At 52.6% G+C, this 18585-nt stretch carries 17 protein-coding genes and 2 tRNA genes; 8 read left to right on the top strand and 11 right to left on the bottom strand.

Going from position 1 to position 18585, the window contains the following annotated elements; genetic code table 11:
• Positions 1–68: 68 nt before the first annotated feature.
• On the bottom strand, positions 69–1400 hold the full coding sequence (gene argA / locus ACLJPQ_RS16635) for an amino-acid N-acetyltransferase (RefSeq protein ID WP_000588964.1): 1332 nt from the start codon (positions 1398–1400) through the stop codon (positions 69–71).
• A gap of 232 nt (positions 1401–1632) precedes the next feature.
• On the opposite strand from argA, the gene amiC reads away from it, so the two are divergent.
• Positions 1633–2886, top strand: coding sequence for an N-acetylmuramoyl-L-alanine amidase AmiC (amiC, locus tag ACLJPQ_RS16630; protein WP_000011922.1), 1254 nt, complete (start codon positions 1633–1635; stop codon positions 2884–2886).
• A gap of 109 nt (positions 2887–2995) precedes the next feature.
• Here the strand turns inward: amiC and ACLJPQ_RS16625 are convergent.
• Together ACLJPQ_RS16625 and ACLJPQ_RS16620 are read right to left on the bottom strand one after the other, a co-directional pair.
• Positions 2996–3072: transfer RNA gene (locus tag ACLJPQ_RS16625), tRNA-Met, on the bottom strand.
• A 29-nt stretch (positions 3073–3101) separates the two neighbouring features.
• Positions 3102–3178: transfer RNA gene (locus tag ACLJPQ_RS16620), tRNA-Met, on the bottom strand.
• A gap of 207 nt (positions 3179–3385) precedes the next feature.
• Here ACLJPQ_RS16620 and mltA point away from each other — a divergent pair.
• Both mltA and tcdA read left to right on the top strand, forming a co-directional pair.
• Positions 3386–4483: a murein transglycosylase A gene (mltA, locus tag ACLJPQ_RS16615; protein ID WP_000678626.1), complete on the top strand. Its 1098-nt coding sequence runs from the start codon at positions 3386–3388 to the stop codon at positions 4481–4483.
• 109 nt (positions 4484–4592) lie between these two features.
• The gene (gene tcdA / locus ACLJPQ_RS16610; protein ID WP_080170062.1) at positions 4593–5399 is read left to right on the top strand and encodes a tRNA cyclic N6-threonylcarbamoyladenosine(37) synthase TcdA; all 807 of its coding nucleotides are present in this window, start codon (positions 4593–4595) and stop codon (positions 5397–5399) included.
• 51 nt (positions 5400–5450) lie between these two features.
• Here tcdA and rarD read toward each other — a convergent pair whose 3' ends face one another.
• The 3 genes from rarD to csdA form a co-directional block, all read right to left on the bottom strand.
• A complete protein-coding gene (rarD, locus tag ACLJPQ_RS16605) occupies positions 5451–6338 on the bottom strand; it encodes an EamA family transporter RarD (protein ID WP_014343890.1) in 888 nt (295 codons plus the stop codon).
• Between the two features lie 299 nt (positions 6339–6637).
• A complete protein-coding gene (csdE, locus tag ACLJPQ_RS16600; protein ID WP_000184198.1) occupies positions 6638–7081 on the bottom strand; it encodes a cysteine desulfurase sulfur acceptor subunit CsdE in 444 nt (147 codons plus the stop codon).
• Entirely contained in the window at positions 7081–8286 is a 1206-nt protein-coding gene (gene csdA / locus ACLJPQ_RS16595) for a cysteine desulfurase CsdA (RefSeq protein ID WP_080184772.1), read from the bottom strand. Before csdA ends, csdE begins: the two co-directional genes overlap by 1 nt.
• Positions 8287–8478: 192 nt before the next feature.
• Here csdA and ACLJPQ_RS16590 point away from each other — a divergent pair, with 192 nt between their 5' ends.
• From ACLJPQ_RS16590 to rlmM, 4 genes are all read left to right on the top strand, one after another.
• Entirely contained in the window at positions 8479–8706 is a 228-nt protein-coding gene (locus ACLJPQ_RS16590; RefSeq protein WP_000750393.1) for a YgdI/YgdR family lipoprotein, read from the top strand.
• Between the two features lie 346 nt (positions 8707–9052).
• Positions 9053–9970, top strand: a complete 918-nt coding sequence (gene gcvA, locus ACLJPQ_RS16585) for a glycine cleavage system transcriptional regulator GcvA (protein ID WP_000044409.1) — start codon at positions 9053–9055, stop codon at positions 9968–9970.
• Between the two features lie 18 nt (positions 9971–9988).
• On the top strand, positions 9989–10384 hold the full coding sequence (locus tag ACLJPQ_RS16580) for a DUF423 domain-containing protein (protein WP_000203913.1): 396 nt from the start codon (positions 9989–9991) through the stop codon (positions 10382–10384).
• The gene (gene rlmM / locus ACLJPQ_RS16575) at positions 10377–11477 is read left to right on the top strand and encodes a 23S rRNA (cytidine(2498)-2'-O)-methyltransferase RlmM (protein WP_001045494.1); all 1101 of its coding nucleotides are present in this window, start codon (positions 10377–10379) and stop codon (positions 11475–11477) included. Before ACLJPQ_RS16580 ends, rlmM begins: the two co-directional genes overlap by 8 nt.
• 58 nt (positions 11478–11535) lie before the next feature.
• Here the strand turns inward: rlmM and fucR are convergent, their stop codons facing one another.
• The 5 genes from fucR to fucP form a co-directional block, all read right to left on the bottom strand.
• Positions 11536–12246, bottom strand: a complete 711-nt coding sequence (fucR, locus tag ACLJPQ_RS16570) for an L-fucose operon activator (RefSeq protein WP_000642333.1) — start codon at positions 12244–12246, stop codon at positions 11536–11538.
• A gap of 57 nt (positions 12247–12303) precedes the next feature.
• Complete coding sequence (gene fucU, locus ACLJPQ_RS16565; RefSeq protein WP_000920848.1) at positions 12304–12726, bottom strand: L-fucose mutarotase; 423 nt, start codon at positions 12724–12726, stop codon at positions 12304–12306.
• Between the two features lies 1 nt (position 12727).
• Positions 12728–14146, bottom strand: coding sequence for an L-fuculokinase (fucK, locus tag ACLJPQ_RS16560; RefSeq protein WP_001670246.1), 1419 nt, complete (start codon positions 14144–14146; stop codon positions 12728–12730).
• 100 nt (positions 14147–14246) lie between these two features.
• On the bottom strand, positions 14247–16022 hold the full coding sequence (fucI, locus tag ACLJPQ_RS16555; protein ID WP_000724126.1) for an L-fucose isomerase: 1776 nt from the start codon (positions 16020–16022) through the stop codon (positions 14247–14249).
• Between the two features lie 31 nt (positions 16023–16053).
• Positions 16054–17370 carry an L-fucose:H+ symporter permease gene (fucP, locus tag ACLJPQ_RS16550; RefSeq protein WP_000528622.1) on the bottom strand — a complete coding sequence of 439 codons (1317 nt, stop codon included), beginning with the start codon at positions 17368–17370 and terminating at the stop codon, positions 16054–16056.
• A 555-nt stretch (positions 17371–17925) separates the two neighbouring features.
• Here fucP and fucA point away from each other — a divergent pair.
• Complete coding sequence (gene fucA / locus ACLJPQ_RS16545; protein ID WP_000440819.1) at positions 17926–18573, top strand: L-fuculose-phosphate aldolase; 648 nt, start codon at positions 17926–17928, stop codon at positions 18571–18573.
• Positions 18574–18585 lie beyond the last annotated feature (12 nt).

Raw genomic sequence — 18585 nt, 5'->3', positions numbered from 1 at the left:
TTATCCGGCCTCCAAATGATGCTTTCGAGCATAGGCCTGATAAGCGCAGCGCCATCAGGCCCACCTTGTTATCCTAAATCCGCCATCAGCACCTTTGAACGTCGCTGATAGTTATACATTTTTTTCTTGCTCTCAGGCAGTAACTCAATATCGACAGGCGTGAAACCGCGCTCCTGGAACCAGTGAATACTGCGCGTCGTCAGCACAAACAATTTACGCAGCCCCATTTGCCGCGCCTGGGCGGCAACCCGCTCCAGAAGCACTTCTCCACGCGATGAGCTGCGGTAATCCGGATGTACCGCTACGCAGGCCATTTCGCCTATTTTCTCTTCCACAAAAGGATACAGCGCCGCGCAAGCGATAGTCATATTATCGCGCTGAATAATGGTAAATTTATCGATCTCCATCTCCAGTTGTTCACGGGAACGGCGTACCAGAATGCCCTGCTGTTCCAGTGGGCGGATAAGCTCCAGAATACCGCCAATATCGTTGATGGTAGCGCGGCGGATCTGCTCGGCGCTCTCCATGACGATCTGCGTACCGATACCGTCACGCGAGAACAATTCCTGTAATAGCGAGCCATCTTCCTGATAGCTGATCAGATGGCAACGACGAACGCCGCTACGACAGGCTTTTACCGCGCCGCGCAAAAAACGTACGGTTCCGGAGTTGTAATCGCCCTGCGCTTCCAACTCTTCCACCCGCGCCTGTGCTTCATTCGGGAAGAGTTCAGAAATGATGCCGCCCTCGCTATTGGTAACGCCCTGAGAAGAACAGAAACCGATCATTTTTTCCGCTTTCAGTTTAACGGCGAGTTGAGTGGCAATCTCTTCTGAGGTCAGATTAAAACTTTCGCCGGTCACTGAGACGGCGACCGGCCCCATCAGAACGATCGCGCCGTTATCCAGCTGGCGGTTGATCGCATCTTCATCAATGCGCCGGATACGGCCGCTATGACAGTAGTCCACGCCATCATCAACGCCCAGCGGCTGCGCAATGGTGAAATTGCCGCTGACGACATTAATGTGCGCGCCCTGCAACGGCGTATTGTTCAGACTCATCGACAGACGGGCGGTAATATCAAGCTGGAGTAAACCGGCGGCCTGTTTCACCAGCTCCAGTGCTTTGGCGTCCGTCACCCGCGTGTTTTTGTGGTAAATCGGTTCATGATGATGCGCGGCCAGATTGGCGTCGATTTGCGGTCGCGCGCCATACACCACGACAAGGCGAATACCGAGGCTATGCAGTAGTCCGATATCGCTAACGATGCTGGAAAAATTGTCATGCTCAATGGCTTCGCCGCCGAGCATAATGACAAAGGTTTTTCCGCGATGGGTGTTGATATAGGGAACTGAATGGCGAAACCCTTCTACCAGTTCGGTTTTACGTTCCTTTATCATTGTGCGCCCCACTAATGAATTATTATTCGAAATTAGTGTATTTTTATTCTGTTTTTGCCCTCTGTGCAAGCGTAAATTTTATGCGGTCCGATCGCTTTTCTTAGTAATGCCGTGAATATAAAAAGAATGTTTACCCTTTTATAGATGACAGATTATGCGTCATTCGCTAAAGTTTCCGGTCAATTTGGATGAACTTTGTATGATCTCTATTTAGTTTTTGCTCGGGAGAAGCATGTCGGGAGCCAATTCAGCAATCAGCCGTCGCCGTTTACTACAAGGCGCGGGCGCCATGTGGCTATTAAGCGTGAGCCAGGTCGGGCTGGCTGCCGTAAGCCAGGTCGTTGCGGTGCGTATCTGGCCTGCGTCCAGCTATACCCGCGTCACGGTAGAGTCGAATCGTCTGCTGAAATATAAACAATTTGCCTTAAGTAACCCGGACCGCGTGGTGGTAGATATTGAGGATGTGAATCTGAACTCGGTGCTTAAAGGCATTGGCGCGCAGATTCGCAGCGACGATCCGTATATCAAATCCGCAAGGGTAGGGCAGTTTGATCCTAAGACTGTGCGTATGGTCTTTGAGCTAAAACAAAACGTGAAGCCGCAGCTATTTGCGCTGGCGCCTGTAGCAGGCTTTAAAGAACGACTGGTGATGGATCTTTATCCTGCCAATGCGCAGGATATGCAGGATCCGCTGCTGGCGCTGCTGGAAGACTACAATAAAGGCGATCTGGATAAACAAGTGCCGCCTTCGCAAAGCGGGCCGCAGCCCGGTAAAGCGGGGCGCGACCGCCCCATTGTCATTATGCTTGATCCGGGACACGGCGGCGAAGACCCCGGCGCGATAGGCAAATACAAAACGCGTGAAAAAGACGTGGTGCTCCAGATAGCCCGCCGCCTGCGCGCGTTGATCGAAAAAGAAGGCAACATGAGGGTCTATATGACGCGCAATGAAGACATCTTCATTCCGTTAAAAGTCCGGGTGGCGAAAGCGCAGAAACAGCGCGCCGACCTGTTTGTCTCTATTCATGCGGATGCCTTCACCAGCCGGCAGCCTAGCGGTTCATCCGTATTCGCGCTATCGACCAAAGGCGCCACCAGTACCGCGGCGAAATATCTGGCGCAAACGCAGAACGCCTCGGACTTAATTGGCGGCGTGAGCAAAAGCGGTGACCGTTATGTCGACCATACGATGTTCGATATGGTGCAATCGCTGACCATTGCCGATAGTTTGAAATTCGGTAAAGCGGTGTTGAAGCAGCTTGGTAAAATTAATGATCTGCATAAAAACAAGGTCGAGCAGGCGGGGTTTGCGGTGTTAAAGGCGCCCGATATTCCGTCTATTCTGGTCGAGACGGCGTTTATCAGTAACATTGAAGAAGAACGCAAGCTCAAGACCGCGACGTTCCAGCAACAGGTCGCAGAGTCGATTCTGGCGGGCATTAAAGCGTATTTTGCCGATGGGGCGACGCTGGCGAGAAGAAGTTAACCTGAGATGACGGCGAGTTTATTGCGCGGGTAAGTAGGATGCTGCCCGCACTGTCGTTGCGGACCAGACGACAGATACAAAAAAACACCCGTAAGGGTGTTCATTAAGTTGGTTGCGGGGGCCGGATTTGAACCGACGACCTTCGGGTTATGAGCCCGACGAGCTACCAGGCTGCTCCACCCCGCGTCCGTCTAAACTTGCATTCTCATTGTAATTGGTTGCGGGGGCCGGATTTGAACCGACGACCTTCGGGTTATGAGCCCGACGAGCTACCAGGCTGCTCCACCCCGCGTCCGTGGATGCGCACTATACTCCGCTGAGCTTTTGTTGCAACCCTTTTTTCATATAAATCGCTAATTTCTCATGAATTGCGCAAATACACCGCAGATAGCGCGATTTTTAAACGAATTTACATAATGAGATCGCGATCGCATTTCATTACTCCGGACGGTTTGTTATCTTCACCGGGCACTTTCGATTACGCAGAAGACGAGACACCATGAAAGGACGTTGGGCAAAATATGTGGCGACAGGCGTAATGCTGGCAATGCTGGCTGCCTGTTCATCAAAACCGACCGATCGCGGTCAGCAATATAAGGACGGGAAATTTACCCAGCCCTTCTCCCTGGTAAACCAGCCGGACGCGGTGGGCGCGCCGATTAATGCTGGTGACTTTGCCGAGCAGGTCAACCAGATCCGTTCCGCGTCGCCGCGTTTATACACCAATCAAAGCAACGTCTATAACGCTGTCCAGAACTGGTTACGTTCCGGAGGCGATACGCGCACTATGCGCCAGTTTGGTATTGATGCCTGGCAGATGGAAGGCACCGACAACTACGGTAACGTCCAGTTCACGGGCTACTATACGCCCGTCGTTCAGGCTCGCCATACGCGCCAGGGCGCGTTCCAGTATCCTATCTATAGTATGCCGCCAAAACGCGGACGCTTACCGTCCCGCGCTCAGATCTACGCAGGCGCGCTGAGCGATAAGTACATCCTGGCCTGGAGTAATTCGCTGATGGATAACTTTATTATGGATGTCCAGGGCAGCGGTTATATTGATTTCGGTGATGGTAGTCCGCTGAACTTCTTTAGTTATGCCGGTAAAAACGGCTGGCCTTATCGCAGTATTGGTAAAGTGCTTATCGATCGCGGTGAAGTGAAAAAAGAAGATATGTCGATGCAGGCCATACGCGAATGGGGAGAGAAGCACAGCGAAGCGGAAGTGCGTGAATTACTGGAGCAGAACCCGTCGTTCGTCTTCTTTAAGCCGCAATCTTTTGCGCCGGTCAAAGGTGCCAGCGCTGTACCGCTGATTGGGCGAGCATCCGTCGCCTCCGACCGCAGCATCATTCCGCCGGGTACGACCTTGTTGGCGGAAGTACCGTTGCTGGATAACAACGGTAAATTTAGCGGTCAGTATGAGCTACGTTTGATGGTCGCGCTGGATGTCGGCGGAGCGATTAAAGGCCAGCACTTTGATATTTACCAGGGGATCGGCCCGGATGCCGGGCATCGTGCCGGATGGTATAATCACTATGGTCGCGTCTGGGTGTTAAAAAGCGCGCCGGGCGCCGGTAACGTGTTTAGCGGCTGATTGTGGTATTCTGCGACAACCGGATTGCCCGATAACGCGATCGCTATCGGGCCTGAAAATAGTGAGCAGGGGTGAGGAATAACCTCACCTTTTTTTATTCTGAGGTCATATGTCAGTGGTGATAAGTGATGCCTGGCGCCAACGCTTTGGCGGCACCGCGCGTCTGTACGGTGAAAAAGCGCTGCAGCAGTTTGCTGAGGCGCATATCTGCGTCGTGGGAATCGGCGGGGTGGGATCATGGGCGGCAGAGGCGCTGGCGCGTACGGGCATCGGCGCGATTACGCTGATTGATATGGACGATGTCTGCGTGACCAATACGAACCGTCAGATCCATGCGTTGCGTGATAACGTCGGGTTGGCGAAAGCGGAAGTGATGGCCGAACGGATTCGGCAAATTAACCCGGAGTGCCGGGTAACGGTTATCGATGATTTCATCACGCCGGATAATGTGGCGGGTTATATGAGCGCGGGTTTTACCTATGTCATTGACGCCATTGACAGCGTTCGTCCAAAAGCCGCGCTGATTGCGTACTGTCGCCGATATAAGGTTCCTTTAGTGACCACTGGCGGCGCGGGCGGGCAGATCGATCCGACGCAAATCCAGGTCGCTGATTTGGCGAAAACCATCCAGGATCCGCTGGCGGCAAAACTGCGCGAGAGATTGAAACATAATTTTGGCGTAGTGAAGAACAGTAAAGGTAAGCTGGGCGTGGACTGTGTTTTTTCCACTGAAGCGCTGGTTTACCCACAGGCGGACGGTTCCGTATGCGCGATGAAAGCTACCGCAGAAGGGCCAAAACGGATGGATTGCGCCTCTGGCTTCGGCGCGGCGACGATGGTGACGGCAACGTTCGGTTTTGTCGCCGTTTCCCATGCGCTGAAGAAGATCATGGCTAAAGCGGCGCGACAAGAATAAAAGGACGGGGCGGAGTGTCACGCAGACGCGTATCCGGCCCTGCGCCCTTTGTTAGCGAAAGAAGCGCTGTACCCTGCCGAACACCGGTTTCAGACGGGCGCGGAGATAATGGGAATATAAATTTTCAGATATGCATAGAAACAACCCGAACCATACTGCACAAAAGCAGAGCAGTTCCGCGTAATTAATGTGCTCGCCAAATATCATAATGGCAAGTAAGAACTGTAAAGACGGCTCTATATATTGCGCCAGTCCGGTGACAATCAACGAGGTGTGATTTAACGCGATGGCAAATAATACCAGTGGAATGATTGTCACTGGCGCCGTCATAACATACAAAAAGAAAGGAGTATTAGCGGATATAATTGGTCCAGTATCGCTAAAGAGAAAAATTAATAGTGAGACAGGCAATGCCCATAATGTTTCAATCGTTATCGATGTCATCACATCATAATGTATAAACTTTCGCGCCAGGCCATATAGCGCAAATGATAATCCCATGGTTAGCGCCAGCGCCGGGAAATGCCGTAACATGATAATTTGAAAAGTCAGGCCACAGACACCAGAAAAAACGGCGATGGCCTGAAACAACGACAGTTTTTCTTTAAGAAAAATGCATCCCAGCGCAATAACAAATAGCGGGTTGATAAAATAGCCGAGGCTGGCATCAAGTACCAGATGATGGGTTAGCGCATAAATAAAAGATGACCATGAGACAATCATCAAAAGTCCGGCAATCATGCAGAAGAAAAAAGATTTTTTATCTTTCCAGGCATCATGAAATCGCGTTCGCTGCCGAAATAACAATCTTACTGCCAGTAATAATGGAATTGACCAGAATACCCGGTATATCAATATTTGTGCGAGGTTCCCCCCTGATAAATATTGATAATATAAAGGTGTTAACCCCCATAATATAAATGCCAGTACCACAAACATGGTACCGCTACGCAGATATTTTTCCACTTATCCATATCCTGTTATAACTTCACCCGATACGTATGAAGTTTCCAGTTCTCCTGCTACGCTACATCGAGTGGCTTTATTTACTCTAAAATCTTCACGCCGTTTTAACATGGATTCTAACATTGTAATTTCATTGTGATAGCTGATAAAAATCAAAAGAATGTTTATCAGGGAAATCTGACGCCGAAACTAATAAAGTGACTGGATTATTTTATCTGCATCGCCTGACCGCCGTGGACGGCGCTGTCAGGCGACAGAATATTTACGCTATTTCAACCCTTATGCGTTGCGGCAACAATCGCTTCGCTCAGCGCGTTCAGCCCCTGACTGCGTGAGGCGCTAAGCTGGGCGCGTAAACCCAGCTCATCAAACAGCGCCAGCGGTGAACGAGCCTGTAATTCGGCGGCGTTTTTTCCTTCCACCGCGGTGAGCAATACCGCCAGCAGGCCGCGGACAATCCGCCCCTCACTGTCGCCGAAAAAGTGCATCGTTCCGTTATCTGATCGGGTAAAGCCCAGCCAGACGCGGTTCTCGCAGCCGGCTATCTCTTTCGCCTGCGCTTTGCATTCATCCGGCAGAGCGGGGAGCTGTTTTCCTAACAGAATCAACTGACGATATTTATCCTCCCACTGGGTCAGCGGGAGAAAGATAGCGCGTAACGTCTCTTCCGTTACCGTTGTGCCGAACGGGTGTCCGGTATAAAGAGGGTTTGTCATTAATCCACCAGCAGTTCCAGCGCGCGGTCAACGGCGTTAACCAACGCATCCACATCATGTTGGGTATTATACGGCGCAAAAGAGGCACGCAGAGTCCCTGTGACGCCAAGTTCCGCCAGCAATGGCTGGGCGCAATGTTGCCCGGCCCGGAGCGCAATACCGTATTCCGCCAGCAGTGTCACCATATCGCTGTGGTGCACGCCGACAAAATCAAAGGCCAGCAGGCTGGAGTCCTGGCAGCGGAACGAACGAAAGCCCGGGCGTTTCGCCAGTGCGTCTTCCGCCAGCGTCGCCAGCCCCCGGCTCCAGTTTTCGGCCTGTTCAATATCGATATCGGACAGCCATTCCAGCGCAGCGCTCAGGCCGATGACCCCGGCGACGTTCGGCGTCCCCGCTTCCAGCTTCCAGGGAGCGCTTTGAGTGGTGAAGCCTTCAAAGCTAACGTCACGGATCATCTTGCCGCCGCCGAGCCAGGGCGACATCGCCTCAAGAAGCTCCGGCTTACCGTACAGCACGCCGATACCGGTCGGGCCATACAGTTTGTGAGCGGAAAAAGCATAAAAATCGATATCAAGCTGCTGAACATCCGCCGGGAAGTGTACCGCGCCTTGCGCGCCATCTACCATCACGACCATTCCCGCTGCGTGAGCGGCGCTGATAGCGCTTGCGAGATCCGGGCAGCCACCCGTTACGTTCGACATTTGCCCCAGCGCCAGAATGCGGCTGCGCGACGTGATCAGTTCCGGCAGACGTTCAATATCAGGAAGACGCCGGTCATTAAGCGGCAGTTTTATGACCTGCGCGCCGGTTTGTTGCGCCACCATCAGCCAGGGCACAAGGTTGGCGTGATGCTCGGCGACGCTAACGATAATTTCATCGCCGGGGCGCAGACGAGGACGGGCGTAACACTGCGCCACCATGTTGATCGCTTCGGTGGTGCCGCGTGTCCAGACGATACTTTTTTCATCGGGCGCGTTTAACAGTCGCGCCGCTTTTGCTCTGGCCGCTTCATATTGCGCCGTCAGGCGCTGCGCCTGCGCAAACTGGCTACGATGAACGTTACCGGCGCTCAAACAATAAAACTGGTGCGTGGCGTCAATGACTGCCTGTGGCTTTAATGCCGTGGCGGCGCTATCGAGATAAACACCCGCATCGGCTAGCGCGGGAAACTGCGCGCGAAACTGCGTGGGATTAAAAGCGTTCATGATATTCCTCGGTTCAGTTTACCGATCGTGGCGTAAAAGCGCGGCTGATACAAGGTTTGTCCTAACCATCGGAATCGTCTGTATATCCTGGCGAATTATGTAAAGGAGGTTATGCTGAATAATGTTAGGCGAATGTTTAAGCCTGTTACGGAGTCCGCTTTAAATAGCACAAACAGCTTTAAGGAGAAGAAGATGAAAAAGACTGCCGCAATTATCTCTGCATGTATGCTGACTTTTGCCCTGAGCGCCTGTTCCGGTCCTAATTACGTTATGCACACCAATGATGGACGTAGCATTGTGACCGACGGTAAACCCCAGACCGATAACGATACCGGTATGATTTCGTATAAAGACGCTAATGGCAACAAACAGCAGATCAATCGTACTGACGTGAAAGAGATGGTGGCTCTGGAAAACTAACCGTTTGTTATACAAAAAAAAGCACCGCAATATGGCGGTGCTACATTAATCACTATGGACAGACAGGGTAAATGTACAGGAAGTGAAAAAGGGTAGTCTCGCTACCGTGGTCTGAATCGCAGACCAATTGCAAACACAACAACACAACATCACAACCGTAAGCCAAAAGCCCATCAGAACACGCATTCCGATAAAACTTTTCGTTCCGGCTCAGGAAGTGCCGCCACTATAGGTATTTGCTGGTAGAACCTCAACGGACAATTTATAATGTCTCAGATTAAAAAAACTAATAGGTTACATGTTGTTACCTATTTGTTAAATTCATTCGACATTAAGTCCAGAGGCCATGTCAAAACGATTACCTCCTTTAAATGCGTTACGCGTTTTTGATGCTGCCGCGCGCCATTTGAGCTTTACGCGAGCAGCGGAAGAACTTTTTGTGACGCAGGCCGCAGTAAGCCACCAAATTAAGTCACTTGAGGATTTTTTGGGGCTAAAACTGTTCCGCCGCCGCAATCGTTCGCTGCTGCTGACGGAAGAAGGCCAAAGCTATTTTCTCGACATTAAAGAGATATTTTCCCAGCTCACGGAAGCAACGCGTAAGCTTCAGGCGCGCAGTGCTAAAGGGGCGCTGACGGTGAGTTTACCACCCAGTTTTGCCATCCAGTGGCTGGTGCCCAGGCTCTCCAGCTTTAACTCAGCTTATCCGGGAATTGACGTTCGGATACAAGCCGTTGACCGTCAGGAAGATAAACTGGCAGACGATGTCGATGTCGCGATTTTTTATGGCCGGGGAAACTGGCCGGGCTTGCGCGTCGAAAAATTATACGCAGAATATTTACTGCCCGTCTGTTCTCCTTTATTACTCACAGGCGAAAAACCGTTAAAAACGCCGGAAGATCTGGCGAAACACACGCTATTGCACGACGCCTCCCGGCGTGACTGGCAGGCCTACACTCGTCAGTTAGGACTCAACCATATTAACGTTCAGCAAGGGCCGATATTTAGCCACAGCGCGATGGTGCTACAGGCCGCTATTCACGGACAGGGGATCGCGCTGGCGAATAATGTTATGGCGCAGTCGGAAATTGAAGCCGGGCGACTGGTGTGTCCATTTAACGATGTTCTGGTGAGTAAGAATGCTTTTTATCTGGTTTGTCATGACAGCCAGGCAGAACTGGGTAAAATAGCCGCCTTCCGTCAGTGGATTTTGGCGAAGGCGGCGACGGAGCAAGAAAAATTCCGTTTTCGTTACGAACAATAATTAACTTAGGGTATGACCATGACCAGCCGTTTTATGCTGATTGTCGCCGCTATCAGCGGTTTTATTTACGTTGCTCTGGGCGCGTTCGGGGCGCATGTTTTGAGTAAAACCCTGGGCGTGGTTGAAATGGGCTGGATTCAGACCGGCCTGCAATATCAGGCGTTCCATACGCTGGCGATCTTTGGCCTGGCGGTGGCGATGCAGCGCCGTATCAGCATCTGGTTTTACTGGAGCAGCGTTTTTCTGGCGCTGGGCACAGTGCTGTTTAGCGGCAGTCTGTACTGCCTTGCGCTTTCGCATCTGCGCCTGTGGGCGTATATCACGCCTGTCGGCGGCGTCAGTTTCCTGGTGGGCTGGGCGCTATTGCTGATTGGCGCCATTCGTATGAAACGTAAGGGCGCGAGCCATGAATAAAGTTGTCTTGCTCTGCCGTCCGGGGTTTGAAAAAGAGTGCGCTGCAGAAATTACCGATAAAGCGGGAAAACGGGAAATATTTGGTTTTGCACGCGTAAAAGAGAACGCAGGCTATGTCATTTATGAATGCTACCAGCCGGAAGATGGCGAAAAGCTGATTTCAGAACTGCCGTTCAGTTCGCTGATTTTCGCCCGCCAGTGGTTTGTGGTGGGTGAACTGCTGCAACATTTACCGCCGGAAGACAGAATTACGCCGATTGTTGGCATGTTGCAGGGCGTAGTGGAAAAGGGCGGCGAGCTGCGGGTTGAAGTCGCCGATACCAATGAAAGTAAAGAACTGATGAAGTTCTGCCGCAAATTTACGGTGCCGCTGCGCGCGGCTTTGCGTGATGCGGGCGTATTGACGAATTATGAAACGCCGAAGCGTCCGGTCGTTCATGTCTTTTTTATCGCGCCAGGATGCTGCTATACCGGTTATTCGTTCGCGCATAACAATTCACCGTTTTATATGGGCATCCCGCGTTTGAAGTTTCCGTCTGATGCGCCGAGCCGCTCAACGCTGAAACTGGAAGAGGCGCTCCACGTTTTCATCCCGGAAGATGAGTGGGATGAACGTCTGGCGAACGGCATGTATGCGGTGGATTTGGGCGCCTGTCCCGGCGGATGGACGTACCAGTTAGTGAAGCGCAATATGTGGGTTTACTCCGTAGATAACGGCCCGATGGCGCAAAGCCTGATGGACACCGGACAGGTGACCTGGTTGCGTGAGGATGGCTTCAGGTACCGTCCGAACCGGAATAATATTTCGTGGATGGTCTGCGATATGGTGGAGAAGCCGGCCAAAGTCACCGCGTTAATGGCGCAGTGGCTGGTGAACGGCTGGTGCCGGGAGACGATTTTTAACCTTAAACTGCCGATGAAAAAACGCTATGAAGAGGTGTCGCATAACCTGGCGTATCTTCAGGCGCAGTTGGATGAGCATGGCGTTAATGCGCAGATCCAGGCGCGTCAGCTTTATCACGATCGCGAAGAGGTGACGGTACACGTGCGTCGATTGTGGGCGGCTGTTGGCGGACGTCGCGACGAGCGATAAAAACGCGCTGCCGTCATCCGGCGCGTCATCAGCGCCGGATGACGCACGCTTATCCGGCCTATGACTGCGGCGCATCTGAAACAATATGCGTCACATCATCCAGATGGCCGATGCGCGCCTCTCCTGAACGATTAAATTTACTTTTATCAATCAATAATAAAGACTGCGAGGCGCGCCTGAGCAGGATAGATTTAAAATCGGCGTTGATCGCATTGGAGTCCCACAGATCGCCGCCGCCGTCGATCCCCTCACAGGAAAAGATGAACAGATCGATATCAAGCGATTTTAGCTGTGAGATAAGCGACGGATTAACATAACAGCCATATTTACGTTCAAGCTGGCCGCCGGAACTTATCAGCGTAATGCGTTCGCGTTTTCCCAGCTCCTGACAGATAGGATGGCTATTGGTAAAAACCTGAATGGGAATATCCGGCAACTGGCGGGCCAGATACCAGCAGGTTGAACTGGCATCCAGCGCAATCGTCATTCCTTCTTCTATCCACGCTAACGCTTCACGGGCAATATCGGCTTTGTGCGCATAATGGCTTTTCAGGCGGATATGGAATGGATCGCCGCTGTCCTGATTTTCACGATGAATATATTTAGCTCGTCCGTGATTACGCAGCACTTTTCCCTGCGTCTGTAGTTCACTGAGATCGCGGCGGATGGTCTCTTTACTGACGTTAAGCCGGGTGGCCAGCGCTTCGGTGGTCAGACTTTTATGGTTGATCAGCAGATCGACTATCGCTTGTTGGCGTGCCGCTTTCATTTTTCTCACCCCATCATTCGATGAACGCCCGCGTCATGCGGGCGCACCGGCAAGAGATTACGGCGTTACCCCTTTTTTTAAAAGAATATTTCCGTACTTCGCGCACTCACCTGTGATAACGATCGCAAACGCTTTTTGCGCCCGCTCATAAAACGCATAGCGGTCGATACGAACGATATCCGGGCACGGCGCTTCTAATGACAAGGCATCGCGATAGCGCGCTTCAACGCTGGGGTCGAGCGTGTCGCCTTCCACGGCGGCCATCATCACCAGCGGCGGAGCGTAGCTATCCAGCTCAAAGAGCGGAATGATTGCCCGCAGTAGATCGCTGACGCTAAGACCATCGGCGCGAATCACCTGCGGGCCCAGGCTATGCGCGGGAAAGTGAGCGTCGGAAAAAATGATTTCGTCCCCGTGGCCCATCTCGGCCAGCACTTTGAGCAGTGTCGGGGAAATTAACGGTGAAATGGTTTTTAGCATTTCATACTCCCTCAATAATTTCAGGTTCGGTTTGCGGCCAGAAATAGCGATACTGATAATTGACCTGCGCGCGCGCCTGCTCCGGGCTACTAAATTCGCCTACGCCGTACCAGCCAAACATGGCAGCGCCGGCCACGGTGGTTTCCGCATCGTCCAGCACTTTGATAGGGAGAGCAAGCTGATTCGCTTTAATTTGATTCCATAAAGCGTTGCGACTGCCGCCGCCAACCAGTAACAGTTCTGTGGCGTTAAAATGACCGATTTTCTCCAGCGTGCGCAGGTTACGCTGCAGTTGCGCCGTCAGGCCTTCCAGCGCGGCGCGATAGAAATGGCCGCGGGTGGTATTGAGCGTCACGCCCTGCCAGCCTGCATTTTGGCAGGCGAGTAGATCGCACTGCATCCGCACGCCTTCCGCGCCAGCGGGAATAGCGCGCGCTTCGTCGATCAGCGTTTGCCATGGCGTTTCCGGCGTCCACAGCAGTTTTCGTACCCATTCGAGTACGCCGGAGGCCAGCCACTGCATTCCGGGGTTATAAAGCCCCGACTGACTGTCCAGTTCACAGGTCGAGCCCGGATACTGACTGAGCAGCGAGGTATCCACCTGACCGCTGCGCACCATCAGAATCTCCCATGTTCCGGAGGAGAGCACCGGTTCACCTTGCTGCGCGCCAGCGCCGAATAACGCGAACTGAGTATCGTGTCCGGCAGAGATCACCGGCACACCCGCCGGGAGACCGAGTAGCCTGGCCGCGTCTGTCTGTAGCGTGCCTATCGGGGCGCCCGCTTCCACGATACGTGGGAACAGGCGGCGCGCCAGGCCCGTCGCCTGCAGGATTTCCGGACTAAAGTCGCGCTGATGGATATCCAGGAGCTGGCTGGTGCCTGCCATAGTGATATCGGTCGTAAACTCGCCGGTCAGACGGTGGTTAATCAGCGACGAGATAAACAGCCAGCAGTGAGCTTGTTCCAGCAGGCGCGGATGATTCTCTTTAAGCCAGACCAGTTTATACAGCGTGTTAAAGCTGAACGCGCCGACGCCGGAGAGCGTCTGCAATTGCCGGGGCGAGATAAAGCGCTCAATCGTTTCCATCACGGCAGCGGTTCGCGGGCATTTCCAACTGATGACCGGGTAGAGCAGCTTACCCTGCGCATCGACCAGCGCGCCATCGACGCCGAACGTAGTCACCGTAATACCGCGAACAACACACTCCGACAGGGCGCTGGAGAGTGACCTGCAGCAGTCGGCGAAACGTTGCAGGATGGCGTCCAGCGACCACTGATGCCAGGCGCTATTTTCTGCGGCAATGTCGCTGGCGTTAGCGGTTGAGGCGCGGGCGACAATTTTCCCCTGGCGATCAACGGCGATCGCCCGAACGTTAGTCGCACCGCAGTCGAGAACCAGGATAACGTCTTGTTTCATAGATAACTCCATAAACGCCGCCCGATGGCGCTACGCTTATCCGGCCTACGGTTCACGCGCCCGTAGGCCCGGTAAGCCTGCGCCACCGGGCTAAGCCGCATTAACGTTTATACAGCGGGCCATAATTCTGGCAGGCGCGATAATCCTGGCCTTCGATATCCATACCGTGAGCCGCCCAGGCGGAAGGACGGTAGATCTTCGCCTCCTCCACGTTGTGCATACATACCGGGATACGCAGCATCGCGGCGAGAGTAATAAAGTCCGCCCCTACATGGCCGATGGTGAGTACGCCGTGGTTAGCGCCCCAGTTCGCCATCACCGAATAGACATCGGTAAACGGGCCTTTGCCGGTAAGACGCGGCGCAAACCAGGTAGTAGGCCAGGTAGAGTTGGTGCGGGCATCAAGCTGATCGTGCATCGCTTTCGGCAGTTCGACGCTCCAGCCCTCGGCGATTTGCAGTACTGGCCCCAGGCCTTTGATGATATTCACGCGGGTCATGGTGAATGGCACGCCGCCTTCGGTCAGGAAACGGGATGAGTAGCCGCCGCCGCGGAAGTATTCGTGAATCGCCGGGCACCATTCAGTGGCCGCCAGACACGCATCCGCCTCTTGTTGGCTGATTTCCCAGTGCGGTTTCATGGTCGGCTTGCCTTCGCTGTCGCGCTGTTTACAGGCACCGTCCAGAGCGGCAGAACCGGAGTTAATCAGGTGAATAATGCCGTGCTCCGCCAGTCCGCTGAGCGCCTGGCCGGTGACGCGTTCTACGGCTTCCGGCGACCAGTAGGTTCGCACGTCGGCGAAGATCTGCGCGGTACCGGTGAGTTGATGGCCGAACAGCATCGCTACGCCGTTCAGACTGTCATTTTCGGTGGCGACGACAAACGGTTCGCGTACGCCGTTCCAGTCAAAAGAACTATTGAGCAGCGCTTCGGCGGTATCGCCGTTCGGGTATTGATCGGTCCAGTGGCGCTGGCCCTGGAAGCCGGCGGCAATGGCGTTGTAGCCCAGCGATTCTTCAACTAACCCTTTGTCCGCCAGCGTCTTGTTGCCCTGCATCATGTCGCGAATACACATCGCCATCAGCAGGCTCTCTTTTAACACCGCGCGGTTCTGGGCTTCATTGCGCTTATACTGCGAGGCGTTCTGATCTTCGCCGTAGCGGAAGTTTTTATCCGCCCACGCCAGCGCCATCTCCAGTTCGGCCTCATCATAAATTTTTTGATCGATACGGCGGCGCAGTTCGGTCATATCTACCGCTTGCACCTTCATGCCCAGCCAGGATTCAAAGAAGTTATGATCGACAATGGAACCCGCGATCCCCATCGACACGCCGCCGACGGAGAGGTAGCTTTTGCCTTTCATGCTGGCTACCGCTAACCCTGCCCGCGCAAAACGCAGCAGTTTTTCTTCGACGTCGGCGGGAATGGAGGTATCGTCGGCATCCTGCACATCATGGCCATAAATGGAGAACGCCGGAATGCCTTTCTGGCTGTGCGCCGCCAGCGCCGCGGCAAGGTAAACTGCCCCAGGACGCTCTGTGCCGTTAAAGCCCCAGATGGCTTTCGGACGCATCGGGTCCATATCAATGGTTTCGCTGCCATAGCACCAGCACGGCGTAACGGTAATGGTCACGCCCACGTTCTGGCTACTGAATTTTTCTTCACAGGCGGCGGATTCCGCCATTCCGGCAATACAGGTATCCGCAATGACGCACTCCACCTGAGCCCCGCAGGCGTGGCGGATTTTCTCGGTGATGAGCGCCGCCGTCGCTTTCGCCATGTTCATGGTTTGTTCTTCGAGCGACTCGCGTACGCCCATACGACGTCCATCAATCACCGGGCGGATACCGATTTTCGGTAAGCTGATTTTTTTCATGACAGATTCCTCACGTTATTCGGATAAATGTTCAGTTTGTCGCCGCTTGTGAACGGAAACGGGCAAAGATGAAGATGACGGCAAAGCACAATGCCGGAACCAGTTCGGCGGTCGGGATTTTGCCTGCGGCGTCGCTAACGAAGCCCATTACTGGCGTGACAATACCGCCGCCAATGATGGTCATGACGATAAAAGACGAGCCGTACTTAGTGTCCTGTCCCAGATTTTTGATACCCAGCGAGAAGATGGTCGGGTACTGGATTGACATAAATGCGCTACACAACGTCAGCGCCAGCAGGCCGATATGTCCGCCGCTAAAGGCGGAAATCAGACACAGGAGCATGGCAAACAGGGCGTAGGCGGCCAGCACTTTATGCGGCGCGAAGCGGCTGATAAGCCAGGTCCCGGTGAAACGGCCGATAAAGAAGCACACCATCGTGCCGGTCAGGTAATTGGCGGCGAAACCGGGCGTCATTCCAGGGATCTCCTCAATGGCGTAGCGGATCAGATAGCTCCAGCAGGCGGTTTGCGCCCCCACATAGCAGAACTGCGCCAGCACCGCCCAGCGCCAGTGGCGGATACGGATGAGTCGGGAGAGAGAAGATAAGAAAGAGCTTTGTTTAGCATCGCTATGATCGTCACTTTGCAGGGCCGGAAATTTGGTCAGCATAATCAGCAGCGCAACTACTAATACGATGGCGACGATAATCATGTATGGCGTTTGTACCGATAACACCAGGCTGTGTTTATAGGCGCTAAGCTGATCCGGCGTCATTTTATCAAGCGCTTCTTGCGATTGATGCGGCACGTTAGACAAAATAAGGCTTTGCCCAAACACAACGGCGATAATAGCGCCAAAGGAGTTAAAAGTTTGCGCCAGATTAAGCCGGAAATGTCCGCCGCTTTCTGGACCTAATACCGTAACAAAAGGGTTGGCTGCAGTTTCAAGGCAGCCTAAACCGGCGGCGATGATAAACAGGCCAATTAAAAACAATGTGTAATTCATTATCTCGGCGGCAGGCCAGAATAATGCGGCGCCAACAGCATACAAAAAAAGCCCGGTGATAATCCCTGCTTTATAACTGAGTTTTTTCATCAAAATCCCAGCAGGAATTGGAATGACGAAATAACCGAAATAAAAGGCTGACTGAATAAGCCCAGCCTGAAAGTTAGTTAGCGTAAAAGCTTGTTGAAACTGCGGTAATAAAATGTCATTCAGATTATTGGCGACGGCCCACAGAAAAAATAGCGAGCAAAGTAAGGCGAATGGAATAATGTAGCGCTTGCTCTTGCTTTGCTCTGCATCCACAGCACGAAAACTCTGCGTTTGTATTGTTGTGTTTCCCATAGCATCCTCATCGGTTCAGAAGCTTTTGCGTGCGGTCGGTTCTGGTCACCAGACCGTAAAATTAGGTGAGTTCGCTTTTCTTACCGGTAATAAATTGGCGTCCGGAATGAACTCATGGATTCATTTTCAAATAAAAAAGGCCTTTTAATATGATGGCGGTCACATTTATACCTGAGAGCAGAGCATTCTGTGATTATCATCACTTTAATTTTCATAAAAAAATGACCGTTTGAGATGTTTAATTTAAAAAACCACAGACTGAATGCCCGAATTAAATTATTGCCACGAAAACGGGCAGTAGTAACTTATTCTTCATTTTTGCCCGTTTTAAAAAATATTATTAAGAGCGGGCATTTATCGGCGAGAGAAACGGTAGGCGTCTGGTTTATCGTGGCGAATTAATTGATGTGAATCACAAAATATCGTTATTTAAATTCCCTTCTCTTTATTCAGTATGATGATAGTTGCTAACTATTCGATTATTTCAACAGGACAGCAGCGCAATGCGAAAGGCGGTTTTGTTGTCTCATTTTGAATCACAGAGAGAGGTAAATAATGGAACGAAATAGACTGGCGCGGCAGATTATTGATACCTGTCTGGAAATGACGCGGTTAGGGTTAAATCAGGGGACGGCAGGTAACGTGAGCGTACGTTATCAGGGCGGATTGCTGATTACGCCGACGGGGATCCCCTACGAGAAGCTGACAGAGTCGCACATTGTCTTTATTGATGCAGACGGTCAGCATGAGCAGGGCAAGCTGCCTTCCAGCGAGTGGCGTTTTCATATGGCGGCATACCAGACGCGCCCTGACGCCAATGCCGTGGTACATAACCACGCTGTCCATTGTACGGCAGTCTCGATCCTGAATCGCCCGATTCCGGCGATTCACTACATGATTGCCGCCGCAGGAGGAAACTCTATTCCCTGCGCGCCCTACGCCACTTTTGGCACCCGCGAACTTTCTGACCATGTTGCCGTGGCGCTTAAAAATCGTAAAGCGACGCTGTTACAGCATCACGGGCTTATCGCTTGTGAAGAAAATTTAGACAAAGCGTTGTGGCTGGCGCATGAAGTGGAAGTGCTGGCGCAGCTCTATTTAAGTACGCTGGCCATTGTCGATCCGGTACCGGTACTGGATGACGAGGCGATCGCTATCGTACTGGAGAAATTTAAAACTTACGGATTACGTATTGAAGAGTGATGTCAGGAGACA

This window comes from Salmonella sp. SAL04213, assembly GCF_046550535.1.
Classification (GTDB): Bacteria; Pseudomonadota; Gammaproteobacteria; order Enterobacterales; family Enterobacteriaceae; genus Salmonella; species Salmonella enterica.
Note: the sequence above shows the minus strand (reverse complement) of the source record. Positions and strands in the feature narration are given on the sequence as shown.

Coding starts and splice junctions, on each gene's coding strand:
- mltA (WP_000678626.1), top strand. CDS start 3,386: ATGAAAGGACGTTGGGCAAAATATGTGGCGACAGGCGTAATGCTGGCA.
- fucP (WP_000528622.1), bottom strand. CDS start 17,370: ATGGGAAACACAACAATACAAACGCAGAGTTTTCGTGCTGTGGATGCA.
- fucU (WP_000920848.1), bottom strand. CDS start 12,726: ATGCTAAAAACCATTTCACCGTTAATTTCCCCGACACTGCTCAAAGTG.
- ACLJPQ_RS16590 (WP_000750393.1), top strand. CDS start 8,479: ATGAAAAAGACTGCCGCAATTATCTCTGCATGTATGCTGACTTTTGCC.
- gcvA (WP_000044409.1), top strand. CDS start 9,053: ATGTCAAAACGATTACCTCCTTTAAATGCGTTACGCGTTTTTGATGCT.
- ACLJPQ_RS16580 (WP_000203913.1), top strand. CDS start 9,989: ATGACCAGCCGTTTTATGCTGATTGTCGCCGCTATCAGCGGTTTTATT.
- fucA (WP_000440819.1), top strand. CDS start 17,926: ATGGAACGAAATAGACTGGCGCGGCAGATTATTGATACCTGTCTGGAA.
- csdA (WP_080184772.1), bottom strand. CDS start 8,286: ATGAACGCTTTTAATCCCACGCAGTTTCGCGCGCAGTTTCCCGCGCTA.
- fucK (WP_001670246.1), bottom strand. CDS start 14,146: ATGAAACAAGACGTTATCCTGGTTCTCGACTGCGGTGCGACTAACGTT.
- csdE (WP_000184198.1), bottom strand. CDS start 7,081: ATGACAAACCCTCTTTATACCGGACACCCGTTCGGCACAACGGTAACG.
- fucI (WP_000724126.1), bottom strand. CDS start 16,022: ATGAAAAAAATCAGCTTACCGAAAATCGGTATCCGCCCGGTGATTGAT.
- tcdA (WP_080170062.1), top strand. CDS start 4,593: ATGTCAGTGGTGATAAGTGATGCCTGGCGCCAACGCTTTGGCGGCACC.
- argA (WP_000588964.1), bottom strand. CDS start 1,400: ATGATAAAGGAACGTAAAACCGAACTGGTAGAAGGGTTTCGCCATTCA.
- amiC (WP_000011922.1), top strand. CDS start 1,633: ATGTCGGGAGCCAATTCAGCAATCAGCCGTCGCCGTTTACTACAAGGC.
- rlmM (WP_001045494.1), top strand. CDS start 10,377: ATGAATAAAGTTGTCTTGCTCTGCCGTCCGGGGTTTGAAAAAGAGTGC.
- rarD (WP_014343890.1), bottom strand. CDS start 6,338: ATGTTTGTGGTACTGGCATTTATATTATGGGGGTTAACACCTTTATAT.
- fucR (WP_000642333.1), bottom strand. CDS start 12,246: ATGAAAGCGGCACGCCAACAAGCGATAGTCGATCTGCTGATCAACCAT.